Annotated in this window: 18 protein-coding genes; 14 read left to right on the forward strand and 4 right to left on the reverse strand. The window is 36.5% G+C overall.

Going from position 1 to position 22,128, the window contains the following annotated elements; translation table 11 throughout:
* Window positions 1-597 precede the first annotated feature (597 nt).
* The 4 genes from ACFFRD_RS17175 to ACFFRD_RS17190 all read left to right on the forward strand — a co-directional run bounded on the left by ACFFRD_RS17175 (window position 598) and on the right by ACFFRD_RS17190 (window position 4,930).
* Entirely contained in the window at window positions 598-2,592 is a 1,995-nt protein-coding gene (locus ACFFRD_RS17175; protein ID WP_392482467.1) for an EAL domain-containing protein, read from the forward strand.
* 297 nt (window positions 2,593-2,889) lie between these two features.
* Window positions 2,890-3,891 (forward strand): hypothetical protein, encoded by a 1,002-nt coding sequence (locus tag ACFFRD_RS17180; RefSeq protein WP_392482468.1) that lies wholly within the window; start codon window positions 2,890-2,892, stop codon window positions 3,889-3,891.
* Between the two features lie 134 nt (window positions 3,892-4,025).
* Window positions 4,026-4,328 (forward strand): CHAT domain-containing protein, encoded by a 303-nt coding sequence (locus ACFFRD_RS17185; protein ID WP_392483094.1) that lies wholly within the window; start codon window positions 4,026-4,028, stop codon window positions 4,326-4,328.
* 86 nt (window positions 4,329-4,414) lie between these two features.
* Window positions 4,415-4,930, forward strand: coding sequence for a CHAT domain-containing protein (locus ACFFRD_RS17190; RefSeq protein ID WP_392483095.1), 516 nt, complete (start codon window positions 4,415-4,417; stop codon window positions 4,928-4,930).
* Between the two features lie 129 nt (window positions 4,931-5,059).
* Here the strand turns inward: ACFFRD_RS17190 and ACFFRD_RS17195 are convergent, their stop codons facing one another.
* From ACFFRD_RS17195 to ACFFRD_RS17210, 4 genes are all read right to left on the reverse strand, one after another.
* The gene (locus ACFFRD_RS17195) at window positions 5,060-5,557 is read right to left on the reverse strand and encodes an ureidoglycolate lyase (RefSeq protein WP_392482469.1); all 498 of its coding nucleotides are present in this window, start codon (window positions 5,555-5,557) and stop codon (window positions 5,060-5,062) included.
* An 84-nt stretch (window positions 5,558-5,641) separates the two neighbouring features.
* Entirely contained in the window at window positions 5,642-6,661 is a 1,020-nt protein-coding gene (locus ACFFRD_RS17200; protein ID WP_012408212.1) for an RNA polymerase sigma factor, RpoD/SigA family, read from the reverse strand.
* Between the two features lie 628 nt (window positions 6,662-7,289).
* Window positions 7,290-7,550 (reverse strand): DUF3172 domain-containing protein, encoded by a 261-nt coding sequence (locus ACFFRD_RS17205; protein ID WP_392482470.1) that lies wholly within the window; start codon window positions 7,548-7,550, stop codon window positions 7,290-7,292.
* A gap of 275 nt (window positions 7,551-7,825) precedes the next feature.
* Window positions 7,826-8,248 (reverse strand): hypothetical protein, encoded by a 423-nt coding sequence (locus tag ACFFRD_RS17210; protein ID WP_392482471.1) that lies wholly within the window; start codon window positions 8,246-8,248, stop codon window positions 7,826-7,828.
* Between the two features lie 1,268 nt (window positions 8,249-9,516).
* Between ACFFRD_RS17210 and ACFFRD_RS17215 the strand changes: the two genes are divergently transcribed.
* The 10 genes from ACFFRD_RS17215 (at window position 9,517) to ACFFRD_RS17260 (ending at window position 21,961) form a co-directional block, all read left to right on the forward strand.
* Complete coding sequence (locus ACFFRD_RS17215) at window positions 9,517-11,721, forward strand: GumC family protein (protein ID WP_392482472.1); 2,205 nt, start codon at window positions 9,517-9,519, stop codon at window positions 11,719-11,721.
* A gap of 62 nt (window positions 11,722-11,783) precedes the next feature.
* Window positions 11,784-12,755, forward strand: coding sequence for a glycosyltransferase family 2 protein (locus tag ACFFRD_RS17220; protein WP_392482473.1), 972 nt, complete (start codon window positions 11,784-11,786; stop codon window positions 12,753-12,755).
* A 94-nt stretch (window positions 12,756-12,849) separates the two neighbouring features.
* Window positions 12,850-14,172 carry a flippase gene (locus ACFFRD_RS17225; protein WP_392482474.1) on the forward strand — a complete coding sequence of 441 codons (1,323 nt, stop codon included), beginning with the start codon at window positions 12,850-12,852 and terminating at the stop codon, window positions 14,170-14,172.
* 56 nt (window positions 14,173-14,228) lie between these two features.
* Window positions 14,229-15,155 (forward strand): glycosyltransferase family 2 protein, encoded by a 927-nt coding sequence (locus ACFFRD_RS17230; RefSeq protein ID WP_392482475.1) that lies wholly within the window; start codon window positions 14,229-14,231, stop codon window positions 15,153-15,155.
* A 32-nt stretch (window positions 15,156-15,187) separates the two neighbouring features.
* Window positions 15,188-16,462: an O-antigen ligase gene (locus ACFFRD_RS17235; protein WP_114081088.1), complete on the forward strand. Its 1,275-nt coding sequence runs from the start codon at window positions 15,188-15,190 to the stop codon at window positions 16,460-16,462.
* Complete coding sequence (locus tag ACFFRD_RS17240) at window positions 16,443-17,714, forward strand: glycosyltransferase family 4 protein (RefSeq protein WP_392482476.1); 1,272 nt, start codon at window positions 16,443-16,445, stop codon at window positions 17,712-17,714. The genes ACFFRD_RS17235 and ACFFRD_RS17240 overlap by 20 nt, the downstream gene beginning before the upstream one ends.
* 25 nt (window positions 17,715-17,739) lie before the next feature.
* Window positions 17,740-18,756, forward strand: coding sequence for a hypothetical protein (locus tag ACFFRD_RS17245; RefSeq protein WP_392482477.1), 1,017 nt, complete (start codon window positions 17,740-17,742; stop codon window positions 18,754-18,756).
* A gap of 76 nt (window positions 18,757-18,832) precedes the next feature.
* Window positions 18,833-19,726, forward strand: a complete 894-nt coding sequence (locus ACFFRD_RS17250) for a glycosyltransferase family 2 protein (protein WP_179075053.1) — start codon at window positions 18,833-18,835, stop codon at window positions 19,724-19,726.
* A 115-nt stretch (window positions 19,727-19,841) separates the two neighbouring features.
* Window positions 19,842-20,993, forward strand: a complete 1,152-nt coding sequence (locus tag ACFFRD_RS17255) for a glycosyltransferase (protein ID WP_392482478.1) — start codon at window positions 19,842-19,844, stop codon at window positions 20,991-20,993.
* A gap of 143 nt (window positions 20,994-21,136) precedes the next feature.
* Window positions 21,137-21,961, forward strand: a complete 825-nt coding sequence (locus ACFFRD_RS17260; RefSeq protein WP_179075051.1) for a WecB/TagA/CpsF family glycosyltransferase — start codon at window positions 21,137-21,139, stop codon at window positions 21,959-21,961.
* Window positions 21,962-22,128: the final 167 nt, after the last annotated feature.

The raw sequence follows: 22,128 nt of genomic DNA on the forward strand, positions 1-22,128 counted from the left end.
TCTCATATAGAAACCCGCTTTGATTTCTATTCGAGCAGCGTGGTGTAGCCATATTTACTTGGCTTAACAGAAAACGAGAAAGAAGGCTCATTGATTTGTACCTAGCTTCGCAAAAATCATCAATATAATATGAGATTGTTGGCAAATTTAGAGGGAGTCTAAACCATCATATCTAATCCATCTTAATTTCTTTCATTTCTGTGCGTTTCAACCCACTTGAGCTACTAACCCATAATTGATTGCAGCGCCGGAAAATATCACAAAATCAAGGCATTGCGGATGGGATGTTTCACTGATAAACAAATGCTCCTCTCAGCCCAATAGCATTGGTTGAACCCTAGAAATTTACTAAGTTATCGAACTACTGAATCTATCTTAAGAAGTATATTAAAAAACACGGAAAGCAAATATGCTATTATGAATAAACTATTACCTGTAATAAATTGTATTTAAAAGCATGTTTAAAAAGTTTCAAAAAATATAATTTTGTAGTTCTGATTTGGCTTGACTGCAAAAAAAAATCAAGATTTTACCTAGAACTGAGATATTTTTCTGTGCTAACTGTGGCAGCAAAAGACCTTTTTAAAACATCCTCTAATGAGCAATATGAACGTGGATGTATTTAGCCTACAGATAGAAAAATTGCACTCACAGATACAGAAACTATTGCAATGCAATACAACTAAGCCAAACTCAGAACAGGAAATCATAACAGAGGCTTTCGAGGAGCTTAACACCGCAATAGAAGAATTATTGACAGCCTCCGAAGAATTAAAGGTAACACGAGCGGAAGTAGAGAAAGAGCGCCAGCGTTACCAAGATTTGTTTGAGTTCGCCCCAGATGGTTACTTGGTAACTAATATCGTAGGTACAATCCAAGAGGCTAACCATGCAGCAGCAACCTTACTGGGTGTCAACCAAAAGTATCTAGTAGGTAAACCATTAATTCTATTTATTGCTCAACAAGACCGTCAGTTCTTTTGCTCTCAGATGAACAATTTTCAAGAGCTACTGAATTGGGAACTTAACCTACAACCACGGGGTGGAAAGCCTTTCCCCGCGATGATTAAAGCATCTGCTGCGTACAAATTACAAGGGAAGCAGGTTGGCTGGCGTTGGCTGTTGTGCAACATCAGTGAACGCAAAAAAACTGAAGAAATGTTGCATCAAGCTTACGATGAGTTAGAAATACGAGTAGCAGAACGGACAGCGGAACTGGTAAAAGCAAATCAGAAATTGCTAACTGAAATTACAGAGCGGAAACGAGCCGAGTCACAACTGCTGCACCTGGCGTTTCACGATATACTGACAGGTCTGGCAAACCGCGCTGCATTTATGAACCGCCTAAGCCATGCAATAAATTATTCAAAACGGCATTCAAATTATTTATTTGCTGTGCTATTTATCGACCTAGATCGATTTAAGGTGATCAATGACAGTCTTGGACACCTAAATGGAGATCAATTACTGCTTGCTACTGCAAGTAGGCTACAAGTATGTGTACGTTCTATAGATACAGCTGCACGCCTTGGAGGAGACGAATTTACAATTCTGCTTGAGGGAATCCAAGATGTGTCAGATGTCATCATAGTAGCTGAAAGGATTCAACAAGAACTGGCATTACCCTTTGAGCTTGAAGGACAAGAAGTGTTCATAACAGCAAGTATTGGTATTGCCTTGAGTTCGACACTAGATTATAAACATCCAGAAGAAGTATTGAGGGATGCAGATACAGCAATGTACCAAGCTAAGATGCAAGGTAGAGCGCGTTATAAACTATTTAACTCAGATATGTATGCTAATGCTCTGGCGAAATTGCAGTTAGAAACCGATTTACGCCGAGCAATTGAACGCCTAGAGTTTCGAGTTTATTATCAACCGATTGTTTCGCTCACCAAAGGCTCTATTTTGGGTTTTGAGGCTCTGTTGCGCTGGCAGCATCCAGAGCGTGGTTTGCTTAATCCAGCAGATTTTATTTCCCTAGCAGAAGAAACTGGACTAATTTTCTCCATTGGCAAATGGGTGTTGCATGAAGCTTGCCGCCAAATGCAAGCTTGGCGGATGTGCCATGATTCCAACTTGCTAGAAAAAATAAGTGTCAATCTCTCACTCAAGCAATTTTCCCAGCCAGATTTGATTGAGCAGATTGGGCAAATTTTACACTCAACTGGTCTTGATGCTGACACGCTAACACTAGAAATTACTGAAAGCGTAATTGTGGCAAATGGCGACAAGGTAAGTGCTACATTTTTGCAACTTCGAGAGATGGGTATTAAGTTATCGATTGATGACTTTGGTACGGGGTACTCCTCATTAAGTCGTCTTTATAACTTTCCAATTAGTGTGTTGAAGATTGACCGTTCTTTCATCAGCTTGATGAGCGCAAATAAAAAGAATTTAGAAATTATTGAAATAATTGTCACATTAGCGCACAAGTTGGGTGTGGATGTTCTAGCCGAAGGAGTAGAGACAAAAGAGCAACTAGCATTTCTAAGAAAGTTGAAATGTGAATATGGTCAGGGACATTTTTTCTCAGTTCCATTAAATAGTTCATCAGCAGAGGCATTAATAATGGCAAATCCTCACTGGTAAAGGTTATTAAAGAAAATAAAATTGGTTGGCTTTTTGGACGACTTATTCTACACTCCAAAAAAGGTTCAATAATCAGGTCGCCTTTTTTCCGTTGAATTAAATTAAGTTTGAATAATAATTTAATAAGAATAGTAGATTAGCTTGAGCAATAGTAAAACCTGTAAAAGTCTGAATCTTCTTGCTGTTTTAGATAAATTGCAGAAAACTGCACACTTTTAAAAAAATCAGTTTTTTCTGCTAATTTCTGGTAATTTAAACAATAAAAGCTAAATAAACATTTTATCTATGTGAAAAAATATGAAAGCTAAAAGTAAATATCTTAAAATATTATTCTCTGCGCGTTGGTGGATGCAGATGTTGCTGAAGGTTGGAAACCTCTGCAAGAGGCTAATTTATTTCTCTACTCAGCAACACCAAAAACCAAATCTGCATCATAGATTTATTAAAGTATTATTTTTGACAACTTTACTAACATATCTTTTGTTTGGACAAGTCGTATCTGCACAAACTCCAAATGTGACTGCATTAGTTGAACAAGGAATTAAAGACTATGATACCGGAAATTTTCACAATGCGGTAAAACACTGGGAAGATGCATTAATTCAGTATAAAAATAATTCAGCAGCTACGGCGGTTGTAAATGAAAATTTGGCGCGTGCTTACCAACAACTAGGAGAAAATAAAGCAGCGATCGCATCCTTATCAGCAGCAATTCGTGACTATGGTGCTGTAGCAAATATCCAGCAAGTGGGACGCATGAAGTCAGAACTAGCCCAAGTTTACAGCAATTTGGGACAACCCCGCAAAGCGATCGCACTTTTATGTGGTCAACTAGCCGATAAAAGTCAAAAAATAGAATGCACTCCAGACAGTGCTACACAAATCGCCACCAAATACAACGACAAAAGCGGTCAAGTTGCAGCTTTGGGGATTCTCGGTGAAGCATATCGCTTAATCGGCAATTATGACCAAGCAATTAAGTATTTGCACGTAGCACAACAACTTTATCCAGCTTATGACTTTTTGGTGTTAAATAGTTTGGGTAATGCTTACAAAAGTCGCGCTCAATTGCGAGAGTTACAAGCAGATTCTGCAAATAAAGCTGGTATTTATAGTAAAGAAAATGAATTTACTCAAAAGTCTATAGAAGACTATAAGCAAGCTCATCAATATTTTCAGAAAAGTGCAAAACTCGCTAGTGACCAAAAACAAACTTTAGCAGAGATGCGAGGATTGTTAAATTTAATTCAGTTGGGTTCCCAGACAAATAAGAACAAATTTATTAAGGTAGTAAAATAGTTAGCAGCAACATCCTACAGCAAAAAATTACCGATTTTCGCACAGGATTAGTTAAAGGACAAGAAGAATTTAACTACGATACAACAACTGCGGCACAGCTTTATGATTGGATAATTCGCCCCTTTGCTGAGGATATCAAACCGGAAAAAGTCAAAACCCTGGTATTTATTCAAGATGGATTTTTGCGTAGCGTTCCAATGGCAGCGCTTTACGACAGCCAACAACAGAAATATTTAGTCGAAACTTATGCAATTGCCACAACGCCTAGTTTACGACTTACCACACCCAAAGCCCGCGATCGCAGTACACAAAAGGCGTTAATTTTGGGTTTAACTGAAAAAGCCACAATTGACGGGAAGACTTTTGATCAACTTCTTGCTGTTCCCAATGAAGTTAGCGCAGTTGAAAGTATATTTCCTAAGCTAATGAGCATTTAAGTTGCATAACAACAGGGCTGAAGCCCTTACTACAAGCGAATCAGTCTGGAAAAATGAATGACGATTAGCTTAATCATACCGACCTTATTGATGAAAACTTTTCCCCTGAAAATTTTGAGAAAACACTTGACAAAACCACATATCCTATTGTTCACATAGCTAGCCACGCCCAATTTGGGATCATTCCTGAAGACACCTTTATTGTCACAGGCAAAAACCAAAAACTTACCATCAGTCAATTAGAAAACTCACTGCGAAACCTCACCAGCAAATCGGATAGCGTCGAATTACTCACATTGACTGCCTGTGAAACCGCAGTTGGCGACGACCGGGCCACACTAGGATTAGCTGGAGTTGCATTGCAAGTTGGGGTTAAAAGTGCGATCGCATCTTTGTGGAGCGTCAGCGATCAATCAACATCCGAACTAGTCAAAACATTTTACAGCAACTATCGCAACGCTGGCATGAGTATTGCAGAAGCATTGCAACAAGCTCAAATTAGAATGATTCATGCTAAAAAATTATCATCTGAGGGGATAAATCCCAGCTATGACAATCCTGCGTATTGGGCACCAATGATTGCGATCGGTAATTGGCTTTGAAAGCCCAAATCACCAACTCCTTTGAGGATAAAGTTGGCGAATAGAAGATGCACTGCAACTATTCTAGATTTATTGCCAAATACTCTGAAAGTGAAACAAGAAGCGATCGCAAGTATAAGAGAACCACATTTATGAAACCATCTCAAACTCTAATTGATGGCTCTTAAAAAAATCATGAGTGAAATGATCCACCACATTTGTATCAGCTAATTCCAAATTATAAAAATCCACAGCTTCATGGTCAAAATGGGGGCCAGCGTGCCAAGTACCCTCATGTAGCTTGATAAAACAATTTCCCGGAATGCGGAAAGCAGCAATCTCTTCTAGTACTGGTTCATTCACATCATTATGAGGAGGACAAACAGCAATTAACCAATCCTTCCCTTCCAAAGAACCCAGACATTGAGTGCATTGTACATGGCGAGTAATTTTGTGAAACTTTCGCCCTCTCTTCTCCAACCGCATGATATAAATTCGTGGAATCCCGTTTTGCAGGTTTAACTGGGCATCTTCCACATCGTAACCTTTGCCATCAAGACTAGCAAAAATTACTTGTCCATAACGCCGAAAGTTTTCAGAACTCACCCATTGCGCTTGCAATTGTTGCACTGTCTTTGATGTGCCCATATCAAATCTTTGATAGAGATTGCTTAGGTTTATTCTCCCCCAAAATGACCAAATTTTATTGCTCTAAATTGTGGAGAAATAACCTTAGCTAGCTAAATAACTACGTACTTGTTCCTTTTGTCGTCGGAGGAGACTGAGAGCTTTTTGCTCAATCTGACGTACCCGTTCTCGACTAATACCCATGCGATCGCCAATCTGTGCTAAAGAAAGTTCATAGCCATCAGTCAGACCAAATCGCAGGGTTAATATTTCTCGCTGTTGCGGAGACAACTTTGCCAACAAGTCTTGTAAGTCTTGGTGGAGAGATTCTTCAACTGCATAGTCTTCAGGAGAAGGGCCGTCATCCTCTAGGATGTCCTGCAATTCTGTATCTTGCTGTTCACCAACTCGCGCCTCTAGCGAGAAAGGTTGACGAGCCAAGTATAAACACTCTCTAACTTGGCTAGGTGTCAAAGATAACGCATTAGCAATTTCAGCAGTAGTGGGAACGCGACCTAGCTGTTGAGATAATTCTCGCTGTACCCGTTTAATTTTGTTCAGTTTCTCAAAGACATGAATCGGTAAGCGAATTGTCCGTCCTTGTTGAGCGATCGCTCGCGTGATTCCTTGACGAATCCACCAGTAAGCGTAGGTAGAAAACTTATAGCCAAGAGCAGGATCAAATTTATCCACCCCTCGCTCTAAACCTAAAGTACCTTCTTGAATTAGATCCATAAATTCCAGATTGCGGTGCTGGTATTTCTTAGCCACTGCTACCACTAACCGGAGATTAGCTTGAATCATTTTCTGCTTGGCTTGGTGGCCCTGACTTAACTGTAGCTCTAGCACCTCAGCACCTAACTCCACTCGATCTGCCCATTCTTGCAGTGTGGGTTCGTGGTCTAATTTCACAGCTAATTCTTCTTTAGCAGCTAGTAAATTCATCATCAGCTGCACTTGTTGGGCAAAAATAACCTCTTGTTCGCGAGTCAACAAATCTACACGCCCGATCTCTTGCAGATAACTACGCACAATATCATCTGTAGCTCGAGGTTTTTTATCTGCGGCTAAACTTTTTTTCTTCGTTTTTTGAACTTCGGTAGGTGGAGATGTTAAGTTGCTCATGGTTATTTGCTCCTCTGTAACCTCATCAATTTAGTGGTATCAAGTCTAGATATTCAGACCCACAACCATTTCACACTGCTAATCAATCAATTGGCAATACTGATGAATTCTGGTCTATGATACATTACAAGTTAATTGTTGGAGATAATAAACCCAAAATCAACCCACCCCATAATACTAACATTATCACCAGTCACAAATCAATTACCCTAAAGTATTATCACTATATCCTTTGAAATAATCCCACTATTTTATTCTGAAAAATTGCATATTTTCAAACACAATTATGTCTACTTAAATTATCCAATGGAGTTAATGAAAAAATGAAACCTTGACCGAGCAACGATTTCATCCCAACAAGATAAATCACTAACAGTAAATACCAACACAATTTTGAATTATTAAATTACAAAATTTTTAAAATTCTCATAGTCTGGATTTATATCTATGTAATTCCAATTAAGTGAAATTAATTAAATATAAAATAGCCCTTTTTTACTTTTATTTTTTATTAGATAATAAAACCATCTCCAGCCGAGTACATAGCAGCCGATTTTGAAATATAAACGAATGCACCTCTCCTGCTCAAGAACAGCTTCCTTTATGAAGTCCGGTTCAATACTTATAATTAGGGATTTAGGATGACGATGACGCAGGTATTTGTGACAATTGTACTTGTGTCATACTGCACGCAGACATCTGCATTGAATGCGGTATCATCAATTTGATTGCTCTTGGAAACATTTTTGGGAATAAAAGTAGTAACAGTGGTAACACTAGCACCAAGGATAGTACTTGGCAAGACAGTAGCACCTGCGATCGCTACTAATATCTTATTGAAACGAAAAGATTTGCGTTTAGAGGTGAGTAGTTGATTCTTGCATAACATACTTACAACAAGATTCTCCACTTATCCAATCAGTCGGAAATCATCGAAGAATCTTAAGGAGCAAACATCTTGAAGTTTTCTCACCTCTTTGACACAATTACATGGGTATCTACGATTACACAACCTACTGGTGGGTTTGGCAAACACTGCGGCAAAGCTTTTCTGCTTTGAGCTAAAGCAGCCAACATAAATATATCATCCATGTTTTAGCGTAAATTATCTAGATAAATTACACTACCAAAAATTAGTTATCTCTGGCTAAAAAAATTCCTATATCAAAATTTAGTAACTGTCACACTAATACCAGAATCGAGTTTAGGAACCTTAAAATACTCAATTGGTTCAGTAGTTTGAGAACTTTGGGTATTTGTTGGCTTCTGACATTCCTTAAAAAAAGCGTCTGGATTATTGATGAACTCAAGCGGACTCATCTTTTGGCATCCTCGTTCCTGCACTAGCGAAACTGATTCAGCAGTTTGTTTGGGATTATTGGTCTGTCCCGTAAAATTACTCCATGTAGTGGTAATCGTCGCTGGTTCCGTCAATAAAATTCCAGCCTGATTGCGATCGTGAAACGGCTCCTCTGGAGCTTCAGCATCAACTGTTACAATTGGAACATTCTCTTGGTTAGCATAGACACTCTGAGGTAGAAAGAGTGCGCTAATTACAACCACTAAGGTGATAAAAGAGGATTTCATAATTCAATCTCTTAATGTTCAGTCTAATAATTAGAATTCGCTAGACACAAACACCCAAAAATAGCAGTCTAGTTTGAGTACTTCAGATTAACACAGGTACTATGGAGTATGGCTAAACTTCATTAAAAATATAGTGGAGTCTAAGTGTACATAGATTTTTATCCAGAAGAGGGTGGTTAAGCAATCCATCCTCCCTCTAACACATCTGAATTTGACACTACCGTGTTATCTATTTCCCGTTGTAACTGTACTAATTAATATTTCGTTACCCGTATTACTAGCCGTTTATCTCTAAAGCGTGTTACCATACAGTTACACTGATAAGACAAAATCCAAACTGTTAGATAAATCTTAGAAAGCGTATTTTGCATCCACAGCAGAATATAACCAAGGTGATTGCAAGTTTACAGTTAAACCTAAAATATTTGGATATAAACCCAAGGATGGGAACTGTGTTGTAATTTTCACACCTCAAGCCACATCAACAAAGCTTCATAAGTCTGGGCAAATTGAACATAAGTACGAGTTATTACAACTTCAATACTCAACTCACATAATCTTAGTATTGCCAGTCCTGGATAATTGCCAAAATTACTGTTATTCAGAGTAAGAATTAATTGTTGCTGAAAGTTTTTTAAAAGCTTACGTAAATATCCATACAATCTTTCCAATTGTCTCTTTTCACTACGAAAAGCCTACCTCTGAAGTCCTTACATTGCTTGTAGGCTGGGAAAATTGTATATTCCTTACCCTTAAGGTATTAATTCTTCTCATCTTTTTAAAATTAGCGAATGTGCAGGGAATATACTGGTATATTATATAAATTTTTTGTAAAGTTCTTCAATTAAGTGTTCTTACATAATATGATATTGAATGTTAGATTACTAATCAATAATTACATCGGTATCAACACAAAAGTGAGTTAACCAAAAAAAAAGAACACTAGCTAAATAAATTACGAAGAAAATTAGGAATTATCCTGTTGTTTTTCTCAGGATACTATAAATACCTGTAAGTTAAAATCGCTACTTATTAAGCTCTCTAATATATATGCAGCGAACAGGTTGTGCGTCGTTTAGTCAGAGTATATCTCGTAAGACAGTATATCCGACAATACTTTGGTTTTAAAACAATTGAACATTAACAAAATCATCAATATGATACAGCAAACATTAGCAAAACGAAGTAATCTATAGTACTAGTGCGCTAAAATACCGAGAAAAATCTACTACAAATACAAATAGTCATTATTTTAAAACTTTTTTATTATGACGATGGAATCTTTACCACAGTTTGAAGAAGTAAATATTCAGAAATACTTAGAAGTTATTCAACGGCGTTGGCTACCTCTAGTCGGAATTTTTAGCATAGCTGTTACCTTTGGATGCTTGTATGCCTTTTCACTAAAACCCTCATACAAGGCAGAAGGAAGTTTGATGATTAAAACAAATCGCTCTTCCTCACTCACAGGTTTACCGGACGACATAGGACGCTTGGAAGCTTTGAATATAAACGACAATCCCCTGGAAACCCAGGTGAGAGTTATTGGCTCAAATCCAGTTATTGACAGAACAATTAATACCCTCAACCTCAAAGATAATAAAGGCAAAATGCTGTCGATTCGCGACTTAGCGACCCAACTAAAAATAGAAGGAATTAAAGGCACTGATGTTGTACAAATTTCTTATAAAAACAACGATCCTGAACTGGCTGCCAAAATCGTCAATGAAGTTATCAAAAGTTATATCGATTTAAATATCCAGGCTAATCAGGATGAAGCACGGACAGCCAAAGGAGTTCTTGTAACAGAAGTACCCAAAGCTGAAGAAGTCGTCAGGAGAGCTGAATCAAAACTGCGGGTATTTAAAGAACAAAATAAAGTTGTTGTCCTGCAACAAGAAGCAACCGCAGCAGTCGATACAATTTCCAAGCTAGGAAATCAAATTTCTCAAGCTCAAGCTCAACTAGATGATGTCAAAGGTCGTTTACAACAGTTAGGCAGTGAAGCTCAGTTAGATTCACGGCAGGGTGTAATCGCATCTGACTTGAGTCAAGCACCTGGGGTTCAAAAAGTGCTTATCCAACTCCAAGAAACGGAAAGTCAACTAGCAATAGAGCGGACTCGTTTTTCACCTGAACACCCTACAATTACTAGCTTAGAAGAAAAAGTCGTAGCTCTTAAGAACTTGTTGAAAGAGCGGACAGGACAAGTCGCTGGGACAGCCCAGATAACAGAGGGAAGTTTACAGCTTGGGCAACTGCGCCAAAGCTTAATTGCAGATATTACTCGCGCTCAAGCAGAACGCGTTGGTCTAGAAAGACAAATTGCCACCCTCTTGCGACAGCAAGATGCTTACATCAAACGAGCAAATAATTTGCCAAGACTAGAACAGACTCAACGAGAGCTAGAACGAAAACTGCAAGCAGCTCAAACGACTTACGAAACCCTCTTAAAGAAACGCCAAGAAATTGATATTGCACAAAACCAAAAGATTCCTAATGCTCGTGTCATTTCTCTAGCTTTAGTCCCCGATAAAGCAGAAGGGCCTCGCAAAATCCTGTTTATTGTTGGTGGAGGAGCAGTTGGTCTTTTCTTGGGTATCATTGTTGCCTTTAGTTTAGACTTGATAGACCGCTCAGTGAAGACAGTTAAAGAGGCTAAAGAAGTCTTGAAATACACTGTTTTAGGAGTAATTCCTACACAGAGCAAAAATCCTAAAACTCATTCTTCCATAGCAGGAATTGATAGACCTATTCCCAAAATTATTGGCAGAGATATTCCTTATTTTCCTCTTGGTAACGCCTACCAAATACTCCAAGTAAACTTGAAGTTCCTCTGTTCTGATAAACCGCTCAAAAGCGTTGTAATCACCAGTTCTGTTGGTAAAGAAGGAAAGTCTGACGTATCTGCAAACTTAGCTGTGACAATGGCTCAAGCGGGTCGTCGAGTTTTACTAGTGGATGCAGATATGCGTAATCCCATACAGCATCATGTCTGGGGTCTAAACAATACAGTTGGACTAAGTAATGTCATTGTTGGTCAAGTTTCTTTAGATGCAGTTGTTCAAGAAGTGATGCCTAATCTAGAAGTTCTTACTTCTGGAGTTTTGCCTCCCAATCCAGTAGCGCTGCTAGATTCTCAACGGATGGCAACATTGATAAGTAACTTTAGCAGAGATTACGACTTAGTTATTTTTGATACACCACCTTTGTCAGGAATAGCGGATGCTGCTGTTTTAAGCACCCTCACTGACGGTATCCTATTAGTCGTTCGGCCTGGAGTAGTTGACTTAAACAGTGCCAATGCAGCTAAAGAATTTTTAAATCAGTCAGGTCAGAAGGTGTTAGGGATAGTCATTAATGGTGTGAATATTAAAAATGAGTCTAATAATTATTTGCCTGAAAGCAAAAAACGACAAATTAAAGAAGATTTAGTATCTAGCAGTTTAACCAAATTTACCAAAGAGCATTAATCGTATAAGTGTCACTGCAAGTATCTTAATTTATTTTTTTTGCATTTGGGAGGCATTTTTATATGGATAAAAACAAAATCAAAACATCTTGTTTAATTAATAACTACAATTATGCTGAATTTGTTTCAGATGCAATTGATAGTGCTTTAAATCAAACGGTTAAATTTGATGAGATTATTGTTGTTGATGATGCATCAACAGATAATTCTGCGGAACTCCTTGCTAGATTTACTCAAATAGAGAATGTTAAATGTATCTTCAAAGAAAAAAATCAAGGACAATTATCATCCTTTAACGAAGGTTTTTTAGCTACAACTGGAGAAATTATATTTTTTTTAGATGCCGATGATATTTATGAACCTCAATATTTAGAAACTGCCCTAAATTTTTATAAGAGACGTAGTGAATGTGACTTCCTCTTTTGTGCATATAAAAAATTTGGAGCAGAAGAAGGAACATTTCAAGCTGATGCAGTTGATTTAGATTTGGGTTATTCAGTAATCCGAACTTTATGCAATGGTGAATGGATTGGCTCCATAACTTCAACATTGTCAATACGCCGAGAAATAATTAGAAAATTTTTACCTATTCCAAAGACAGAAGATTGGCGTGTAAGAGCTGATGACTGCTTGGTATGGGGAGCCTCTTTGGTAGGGGCTAAAAAGTTTTATATGTCTAATCCTTTAGTGATGTATAGAATACATCAGAATAACCAGTATCATAATAAGAAATTTTTAGATATAGACAAAAACTATGAATATAAAAGATTTTGGAAACGCAATTCTTTATTTAATTACATCATTCAAATAAATCATTTTAGCCTACCATTATTATTGGCTTTTACCTCTCTTGATGAGCTAAAAACAATACCATGTCCGAAACTTACAGATTTTATTTCATATTTGAAAATAATATTTTTATTTGAGTCTAATATTTATTGGAAAATTAAGGGCATGATTTTGTTATTTAACTACTTTTTAAAAATCTTGATGGCTGGGAAATTAAAAAATAGTAGCCAATCAATGATTATGTAAAACACTAATTTAATTCAATCTATTTTGATGAATTTAGCAAGCTAGTAAAAATTTGCATATTGTTATAAATAGTGTCACATGGTTAAAAAAAGTAATGCTAAGTAAATTAAGACTTAAAAGCTTATCACAATTAAAATCTCGTTCTGGCTTACGTGCAATTATTGCTAATACAGGTTGGTTGTTTGCTGACCGCATTCTCCGTATGGGTGCAAGCTTGGTAGTAGGAGTATGGGTAGCACGCTATTTAGGGGTACAACAGTATGGTCTATTTAACTATGTTTTAGCCTTTGTTAGCTTATTTAGTCCGATTTTTACTCTTGGACTAGACGATGTAGTAGTTCGCCATATTGTCCGTCAATCATCAAACAAAGAAGAAATTTTAGGAACCACTTTTTGGCTAAAGTTGCTCGGTGGAATTGCCTCTGTCTTATTGGCGGTTGGCAGTATGTTCTTCTTAGGTGAGCATGAAACACTGAAGATATGGCTAGTTGCAATTTTAGGAATGGTAGGAATTTTTAGGGCGGCTGATACTATTGAACTGTGGTTTCAATCACAGGTGCAGTCAAAATACAGTGTAATCGCTAAAAATATAGCTTTTCTGCTAAATACTCTCATCAAAATAGCACTAATTTTAACAAAAGCACCATTGTTAGCTTTTGCCTGGGTAACATTAGCAGAATTTGCAATGAGTGCAATTGGCTTGCTGATTGTTTACCAAGCCAGAGGTACCTCGGTGTTGTTATGGCGTTGGAACTTTACTGCTGCTAAAACTCTTTTAAAAGAGAGTTTACCTCTAATTTTTTCAGGGTTCGCCATCATGATTTTTATGAGAATCGATCAGGTGATGTTAGGTCAAATGATTGGAGATAAGGAGGTTGGAATTTATTCTGCTGCGGTTCGTGTTTCTGAAATTTGGTATTTTATTCCGGCGGCTATTGTCTCTTCGGTTGGTCCATCAATTTACGCAGCTAAGGAAAAATCAGAAAGTCTTTATTATCAGCGAATAGGACAATTACTCCGTCTCCTCACATATATATCTTTTGCAATTGCTCTGCCAATGACATTTCTATCTGACAAGATAATTATGGTGATGTTTGGAAGTGGATATGCACAAGCAGGGCCAATATTAGCAGTTCATATTTGGACTTCTTTGTTTGTATTTATGGGTCTTGCAACATCACCGTGGTTTATTGCTGAAAGTTTGAATCATGTTTCTTTAGGTAAAACTTTATTTGGGGCAATATTGAATATTATTCTTAATTTATTATTTATTCCTAAATATGCAGGTTTTGGTGCTGCGATCGCAACAATAATATCTCAAGCTTCTGCTGCCTTTCTATGCAATGCGTTTGATAAAAGAACACAAAAAATATTTAAAATTCAGATGAGATCGCTACTTCCTTTTTATAAATTTTGATTATTATTTATCTTTCACCTTTATATATCAATTAACATTAGCCAAATTAATCAAATATGCAAACACCAGTAACTTTTATTATTTTCAATCGCTCACAAAAAACAGAGAAAGTTTTTGAAGCTATTCGCCAAGCCAAGCCAAAAAAGCTTTTTGTCATTGCAGATGGCCCCCGCAGTAACCGGGAAGGTGAGGCAGAAAAGTGTGAAGAAACTAGGGCAATTATTGAGAGAGTTGATTGGGAATGTGAAGTTATTAAGAATTATGCTGATATCAACTTAGGTTGTGCGAAACGAGTATCTAGTGGTTTAGATTGGGTATTTAATAATGTTGAAGAAACAATTATTTTAGAAGATGATTGTATCCCTCACCAGACTTTTTTCAGATTTAGTGAAGAACTACTGGAAAAATATAGATATGATACTAGAATCGGCACCATATCTGCCCAAAATGTTCAATTTGGACGAAAACGTACAAATTACAGTTACTATTTTTCTCGTTATAACCACTGCTGGGGTTGGGCAAGTTGGAGACGTGCTTGGCAACATTATGATTTGACTATGAAACTCTGGAAAGAGGTGCAAGCAGAAAACCTTTTACACGACATTCTTATAGATACAAAAGCAGTAAATTATTGGCGACGAATATTTCAGTCTATTTATAACAATCCTACAGGTATAACTTGGGATTATCAATGGACATTTGCTTGCTGGATGCAAGGTAGCTTAAGCATTATTCCCAATGTCAATTTAATTTCTAATGTTGGTGTTGGTGCAGACGCAACTCATTTCAATTCCAAGCAGGAATTTTCTTTCATTAATATGTCAATGGAAGCAATAGAGTTTCCCTTAAACCATCCACCGTTTATTGTGAGGAATATAGAGGCAGATATTTTTACGCAGAAAACAGTCTATAAAGCAACTGCATTGGATATTTTCAAAGAAGAATTGAAAAAAAAATTAAATTATTCAACAGTCAAAAAATAGTAACCCATCTAGTAAATTAATAGACAGATGAAATGTCAGAAATTAAGGTAAAATTAACAGAAAAAATACTAACTGTCTTACTATTACTCATTACTGTAGGGGCATTGACCATACACCCTGCACAAGAAATTTCTATATCTACCCTTGGAGGCGATAAGCTAGATACTATATTCAATATAGTTTCATATTTAATTCTGTTTTATTTCCTACTTTTATACTGGAAAGGTTTTCTTTATGTAACTACTAAAAGTCCATTACAGTTTCTTTTGATAACAATAGTTATATTTTCTCTTTTGTGGTCAGGAGACTTAAGTTCTAGTCTTACTTATATGAGAGGTTTAATCCGACTATATTTTCTGGCAATCTATTTGGCAATGCGTTATTCTCTCCGCGAACAAATGAGACTAATCGCTTGGGCGCTTGGTGTATCTGCATTATTATCTATGATATTTTCTGCATTCATACCAGGTTATATTCACCAATCACCAGAATTAGTAGGTATGTGGAGCGGAATTTATGGTCATAAAAATGAATTAGGATATATGATGGCTTGGAGTACAGGAGTTTTTTTGCACCTTGCTCTTAGTAGCCATCGATATAGTTGGTTGATGTGGGGAATATGTGGGATATCTATATGTCTAATTATCCTCTCACGTTCCACAACATCTTTGACGATTATATTAACAATGATATTACTTTTACCTGTCTATAAATCATTTCAAAAAACTAACTATAAATTACAAGTTATTCTAATTACTTCGACTTTAATGTTACTCATTATCGGTTTAATGTTACTTATCAATAATGCCGATACCGTAGTTGGTACTTCTGGCAAAGACCTTACCTTTAATGGACGTTCTGATCTCTGGGAGCTAGTGATGTCCAAGATTTGGGAAAGACCCTGGCTAGGTTATGGATTTTCTGGATTTTGGACTAGTACTTCTGCATCTAATCTAAGAGCTACTTATGATTGGGCAAGTAATGCTCACAATGGTTTTTTAGAACTATTGTTAGAATTAGGATTTTTAGGTTTTTTGACTTTTGCAGCAGGCTTTTTCCGGTTCTTTGTAATGGCATTAACTCGAATTATTTCTGTTGCTAAAAAGCCGGAAGATTATTGGCCAATGCAGATGCTAATTATCATTGTAATAGTAAATTTTTCAGAAGCAAGATTATTAACTCCCAGTTGGAATTGGTTAATGTATGTAACTACATCGCTATCTTTGACTCTTGAATATGAACGAAATCATAAAAATATTTTAGTTAGTAATTACGAAGTTAAAAAAAATGAAAGTTTTACATCTTAGTACTCACGATATTGGTGGAGGTGCTGCAAGGGCTGCCTATCGTTTGCACACAGGTTTGCAAGATATAGGACTACAGTCACAAATGCTAGTTCAGGAAAAATCTAGTAATGATAAAACAGTAATTGCCCCTAAAATTAGACTGTTTCAAGGTATCGCCAAAGCTAAATTGACATTTGAAAGCCTACCATTAAAGCTTTATACTCAAAAGAAAAATACTCCATTTTTTATTCAATGGTTGCCAGATAGAGTTATTCCTAAAGTTGCTCAGATTAATCCAGATATAATCAATTTGCATTGGATTAGCGGAGCTTTTATGCAAATAGAAACGTTCTCTAAGCTAAAGCGTCCTCTAGTTTGGACTCTCCATGATATGTGGGGGTTTACTGGAGGGTGCCACGTTATTGGAGAATGCGATCGCTACAAAGTATCCTGTGGAGCTTGCCCTCAACTCAACAGTATTAATGAGTGGGATTTATCCCGTTGGGTATGGCGGCGCAAAGTAAAAGCTTGGAAAAATATTAATTTAACTCTGGTTTCCCCAAGTTCTTGGTTAGCAGAGTGTGCTCGTTCCAGTTCTTTGTTCCAGAATTTGCAAATCGAGGTGATTCCTCACGGATTGGATACTCAAAAATATCGACCTATTAATCAACATTTTGCCCGAGAAACACTGAAGTTACCTCAAGATAAGAAGCTGATTCTCTTTGGAGCTATAGAAGCAACAAGCGATCGAAATAAAGGATTTCATTTGTTGCAGCCAGCTCTACAAGAATTGAGTAAGACCGGATGGAAGGACAACTTTGAAGTGGTTATTTTTGGGGCATCTCAACCGGAAAATCCACCCGATTTAGGCTTTAAAACATACTATTTAGGGCATTTATATGATGATCTATCTTTAGCAACTGTTTACTCGGCAGCTGATGTGATGCTTGTGCCATCTCTGCAAGAATCTTTTGGACAGACAGCTTCTGAATCACTTGCTTGTGGTACTCCAGTTGTTGCATTTAATTCTACTGGCTTAAAAGATATTGTCGATCATCAGCAAAATGGCTATTTAGCGAACCCTTATGAAGTTGACGATTTCGCCAAAGGAATTGCCTGGATACTTGAAAATGAGCAGAGGTTAGAAAAACTGTCATTCTATGCTCGCAAGAAAGCAGAACAAGAATTCACCCTAGAACTTCAAGCACGTCGTTATTCAGCTTTATTTGAGGAAATATTGATGGTAGCCAAAAAATCTCCATTTAGTAACTAATTTTAGTAAATAAATACTTCATAATATGTCAACACCTATAGCTTTTATAATTTGTACAGAACCTGGGCGCTTAGAAGCTCAGTCGTTAATGCTTGCAGAAAGTATTCGTAAGTTCTGTGGAGAATTGAAAGATACACCTATATATAGTTTTCATCCTAGAGTAGGTGAACCAATATCAAAGCAAACCCAAAAAGCATTTGAAGCGTTGCAGGTAAATCATCAACAAGTCCCTATCAATCAAGAATTCCATGAATATTATTTAGCAAATAAGCCCCTGGCTTGTGCCTATGCAGAACAAAATATTGATGCAGAAATATTAGTTTTTCTAGACAGTGACAAATGCTTTTTTTCTGCACCAAAAGAATTTTTATTGCCTGTTAATTGCAACGCTCGTTTACGTCCTGAGTATGGTCAAGGAATTGGTTCTACAGGTTTGCTAGACTCTCAAGAATGGTACTGGCAAAAATTATATGAAGTGCTGGGGGTAAAACGTGAGGTATTTGTTGAAACACCAATTGGTAAAAAAAGGATTAGAGCTTACTGGAATTCTGGTTTGGTCGTTGTGAGAAGGAGTGCGGGTATATTTACAGCTTGGAAAGAGAACTTTGAAAAAGTCATGCGCCTTGATATTACTCCTCCCCAAGGTATTTATTTTGTTGAGCAGTCTGTTTTGTCTGTAACTTTATGTGCCTTGGAAGAAAACGTCGAACATCTTCCTGCTAATTATAGTTATCCATTACCTTTACATAACCGTTTATCAACAGAATTACAAATTAAACATTGGAATGATATTATATCAATTCATTATTTCAACCTATTCTTCTATAACGATTGGAATACACAAATCAAAAAACTGAAAAAGCTTAACATCAATTCTGAAAAATATCTATGGTTGTGTCAAGAGGTTGTCAGACTAAAAATGCCTCGTGTATCAGTTTTGCACAGATATATGTTGGTAGTTAGAAGAATGGAACAAAAATTACGAAACTTTAATTTAGATATTAATTTGAGTAGCTGGATAGAAAAAATGGCGAAACTTTAAACGTAATGGAAATAATTACGTATAGCTTTATTATTTGTATTGCTCATTTCCATATAAATTACGTGAGGTAAATAAGATGAAAAAAGCAAATATAGCTGTAGTTATGACCTGTCATAACAGACGAAATACAACTCTTGCCTGTCTACATACTTTATATGAGCAAAAACATCATTGTGATGTTTACCTAACTGATGATGGTAGCTCTGACGGTACTGCACAAGCTATCAAAGCAGAATATCCAGACGTACATATTCTTCAGGGTAATGGTAATTTATTTTGGGTGGGAGGAATGCATCTTGCCTTTGATGAGGCGATAAAGAATCAATATGATTATTATCTATGGTTGAATGATGACACATTTCTAGAACCCAATGCTGTCAGCAAATTATTACAGATTCATCAAGATTTGACTGCACAAGGTTATCCAGACTCCATTGTAGTTGGTTCAACTAAAGACCCAATGACAGGAAAAGCAACCTATGGAGGAGCAGTAAAATCTAAAAAGTGGTATTCTAACAAATTTGAATTTTTAGAACCAAGTTCGGTTATTCAAAAATGCGATGCTATGTATGGTAACTGTGTACTAATCCCTAAAACTGTTGCTGTAAAAGTTGGCAATATTGATACAGCTTTTATTCACAGTTTAGGAGATTTAGATTATGCCCTCAGAGCGCGTAAATTGGGTTGTCAAATATGGGTAGCTCCTGGATATATTGGTACTTGTACTAAAAACTCTATCCGTAACAGTTGGGTAGATACTAATTTAAGTATATTACAGCGCTTACAAAAGGCGTTGCAAATTAAAGGATTTCCATTAAAACCCTGGACTATATTTTGTATCAGACACTCTGGGCCGTTATGGATATTTTATTGGTTTTTACCTTATATAAGAGCAATTATTGGTTACAAGAATTTGGCAATTTCTCCCACCTTTTCTGAAGATATTAACCAAAGTAACTCAGAAGTTTGATTCTGTTGCCAGGATGATTAACTAATGATATTTGGATAATTCATAGCTATCTAAATAAGTGAAAAAATGTAGTTTCAAAAATCAATTCTTTAAATATTAAAATCATCAATAGATTATGGGCAAACGTTTACTAATTGTCTCAACACTTGATTCTAGTCAACCATTTGGTGCATTTACTAGACCTTTTTATCTAGGACAATATCTAACTAAATATTTTGATGTTTTTCAGCTAGGATTAGATTGTTCATCTATTAAGTATGCACCTTCTATTTCGATTGGCTCAAGAAGTCTAAAGTCATATATTCAAACTATAGAAAAATGTATCGATGAGTTTTGTCCAGATATCGTTTATGCTCAAGAAACTTTACCTGGATTAGCTGCTTTGATTTCGTTGAGGCTTAGAAAACGCAGAAAATCCTCTCTTGTCTTAGATTTTCATACATTTTCGGCGTATGAATATTGGATGCGCTTGTTTTCGGTTGCCAATCCTTTCAAGGAGTTTGTACAATGTATTAAGACATATATTGCTCAGGGAATTCTGATATTTTCTGGTAGTCCAATTATTGCAGCAGGCGACTCAATTCCTAAACTAATTTCCCAGTGGTATGGTAAAACTCCACAGCAGATTTATAGTATCGGGAATGGAGTTACTGAAGACTTACTAAATACTGAATTATTTGTGAGCCAAGACCCTTATCAAGCATTTAGACCAGCAAAAATAGTGGTTCTTATTGCTCCTAAAACATTTCAGTTTCCAAGTAATGATATGTCTGTGTCAATGACTATTCAGATTGCTAAACATATTGAAAATCATCAGGAGAAAATACATTTTGTTGTTATAGGTAGAGATAGCAGTGATATTTCAGAACCAATACCTTCTAATATTTCTTTTTTGGGATTTTTACCTAAAAGAGAGGATTTTGTTAAACATGTTAAATATGCAGATATTGCTTTGCTGCCATTCTCTAAGCAAGCAGTAGCAGGTGGCGCTCGTAATAAAGCGTTAGATTATTTCGCTAGTAGAAAATTAGTTGTATCAACACCAGAAGGATTGCGAGGTTTAGAAGAATTCCGGCACTTAGAACATCTTTTAGTAACAGGATACTCTACTGAAGAAGTCGCTAATACAGTGCTAGATGCAGCTTCAAATTTTGATAAATATCAATCAATTGTAGATACAGCATATACCTTAATTACAGAGAAATATTCTTGGAATGCAAGAGCGCAGAACATCGCGCAAATTATCATGGAAGTAAGTTGTTCTTAGTTAAATTTATTTATTTCAAAGAATATATCCGTCTAAAAAATTTAAATTTAAGTTTTTTAGTATTGAAGATTTGAAATATTTAAATAATCGCCTTTCTTCTGAAATTAACTCTCATAATTCTAAAAATAAAATTTTTTTAAGTCATGAAAAATCGATTTTCTTATAAACTTCTTGGTGTTAAAGTTGATGCACTCTCTATCCCAGAGTTAAATTTATTAATTGAAGAATCTATTGATAAAAACGAGAAATGGATTATTGCTAATCACAACTTGCATAGTCTTTATATCTTTCATAACGATCCAAAAATGCAAGCGTTTTATGCCAAGGCTGAATATATTCATATTGATGGTATGCCTTTATTGTTTATTGGAAAGTTGTTAGGTTTTCCAATGAAACGAGAACAAAGAGTAACCTATGCTGACTGGGTATGGCCTCTGATGGCAGAAGCCGCTAGTAAAGACTGGCGTGTATTCTATTTAGGTTCAAAGCCAGGAGTGGCGGAACAAGGAGCAAGTATTTTGCGCGAGAAATTTCCTGGTTTACAGATTGCTTGCGCTCATGGTTATATTGATATGGATAAAGATAGTGAAGAAAATCTCGCGACTCTGGCTGCAATTAATGCTTACAAACCTCATGTATTAATGGTGGGGATGGGTATGCCACGCCAAGAGCATTGGATTTCGGAAAATCTGGAATATATTCATGCCAACACTATTTTGACTAGTGGAGCCTGTATGGACTATGTAGCAGGAGCAGTACCTACTCCTCCTCGCTGGATGGGAAGGGTTGGCTTGGAATGGTTGTATCGCTTGTTATCTGAACCGAAAAGACTTTGGAGACGTTACTTGCTTGAGCCTTGGTTTGTAGCTACATTATTTTTGCGAGAAATTTGGAGTATGCCAAGCCAACAAAAAAAAAATAGAATGCTGCTATTTCTCACTACAAGATTCCACAAGTTTGTAGCCTGATTGAGTTTCGCCAAGCCTCACCAGTACGTCACTCAACTTGTCACGAATTTATGAAATACTGTATTAAGGCTTAATCATTAATTACTTCAAGACACTTTATATCTCATCATCGTAAATGATGAATAATATCTCCACATACTTCGTTGAGAATAACATTTAAAAGTGCT

The sequence above is a fragment of the Nostoc sp. C110 genome (genome assembly GCF_043099725.1).
GTDB classification, from domain to species: domain Bacteria; phylum Cyanobacteriota; class Cyanobacteriia; order Cyanobacteriales; family Nostocaceae; genus Nostoc; species Nostoc muscorum_A.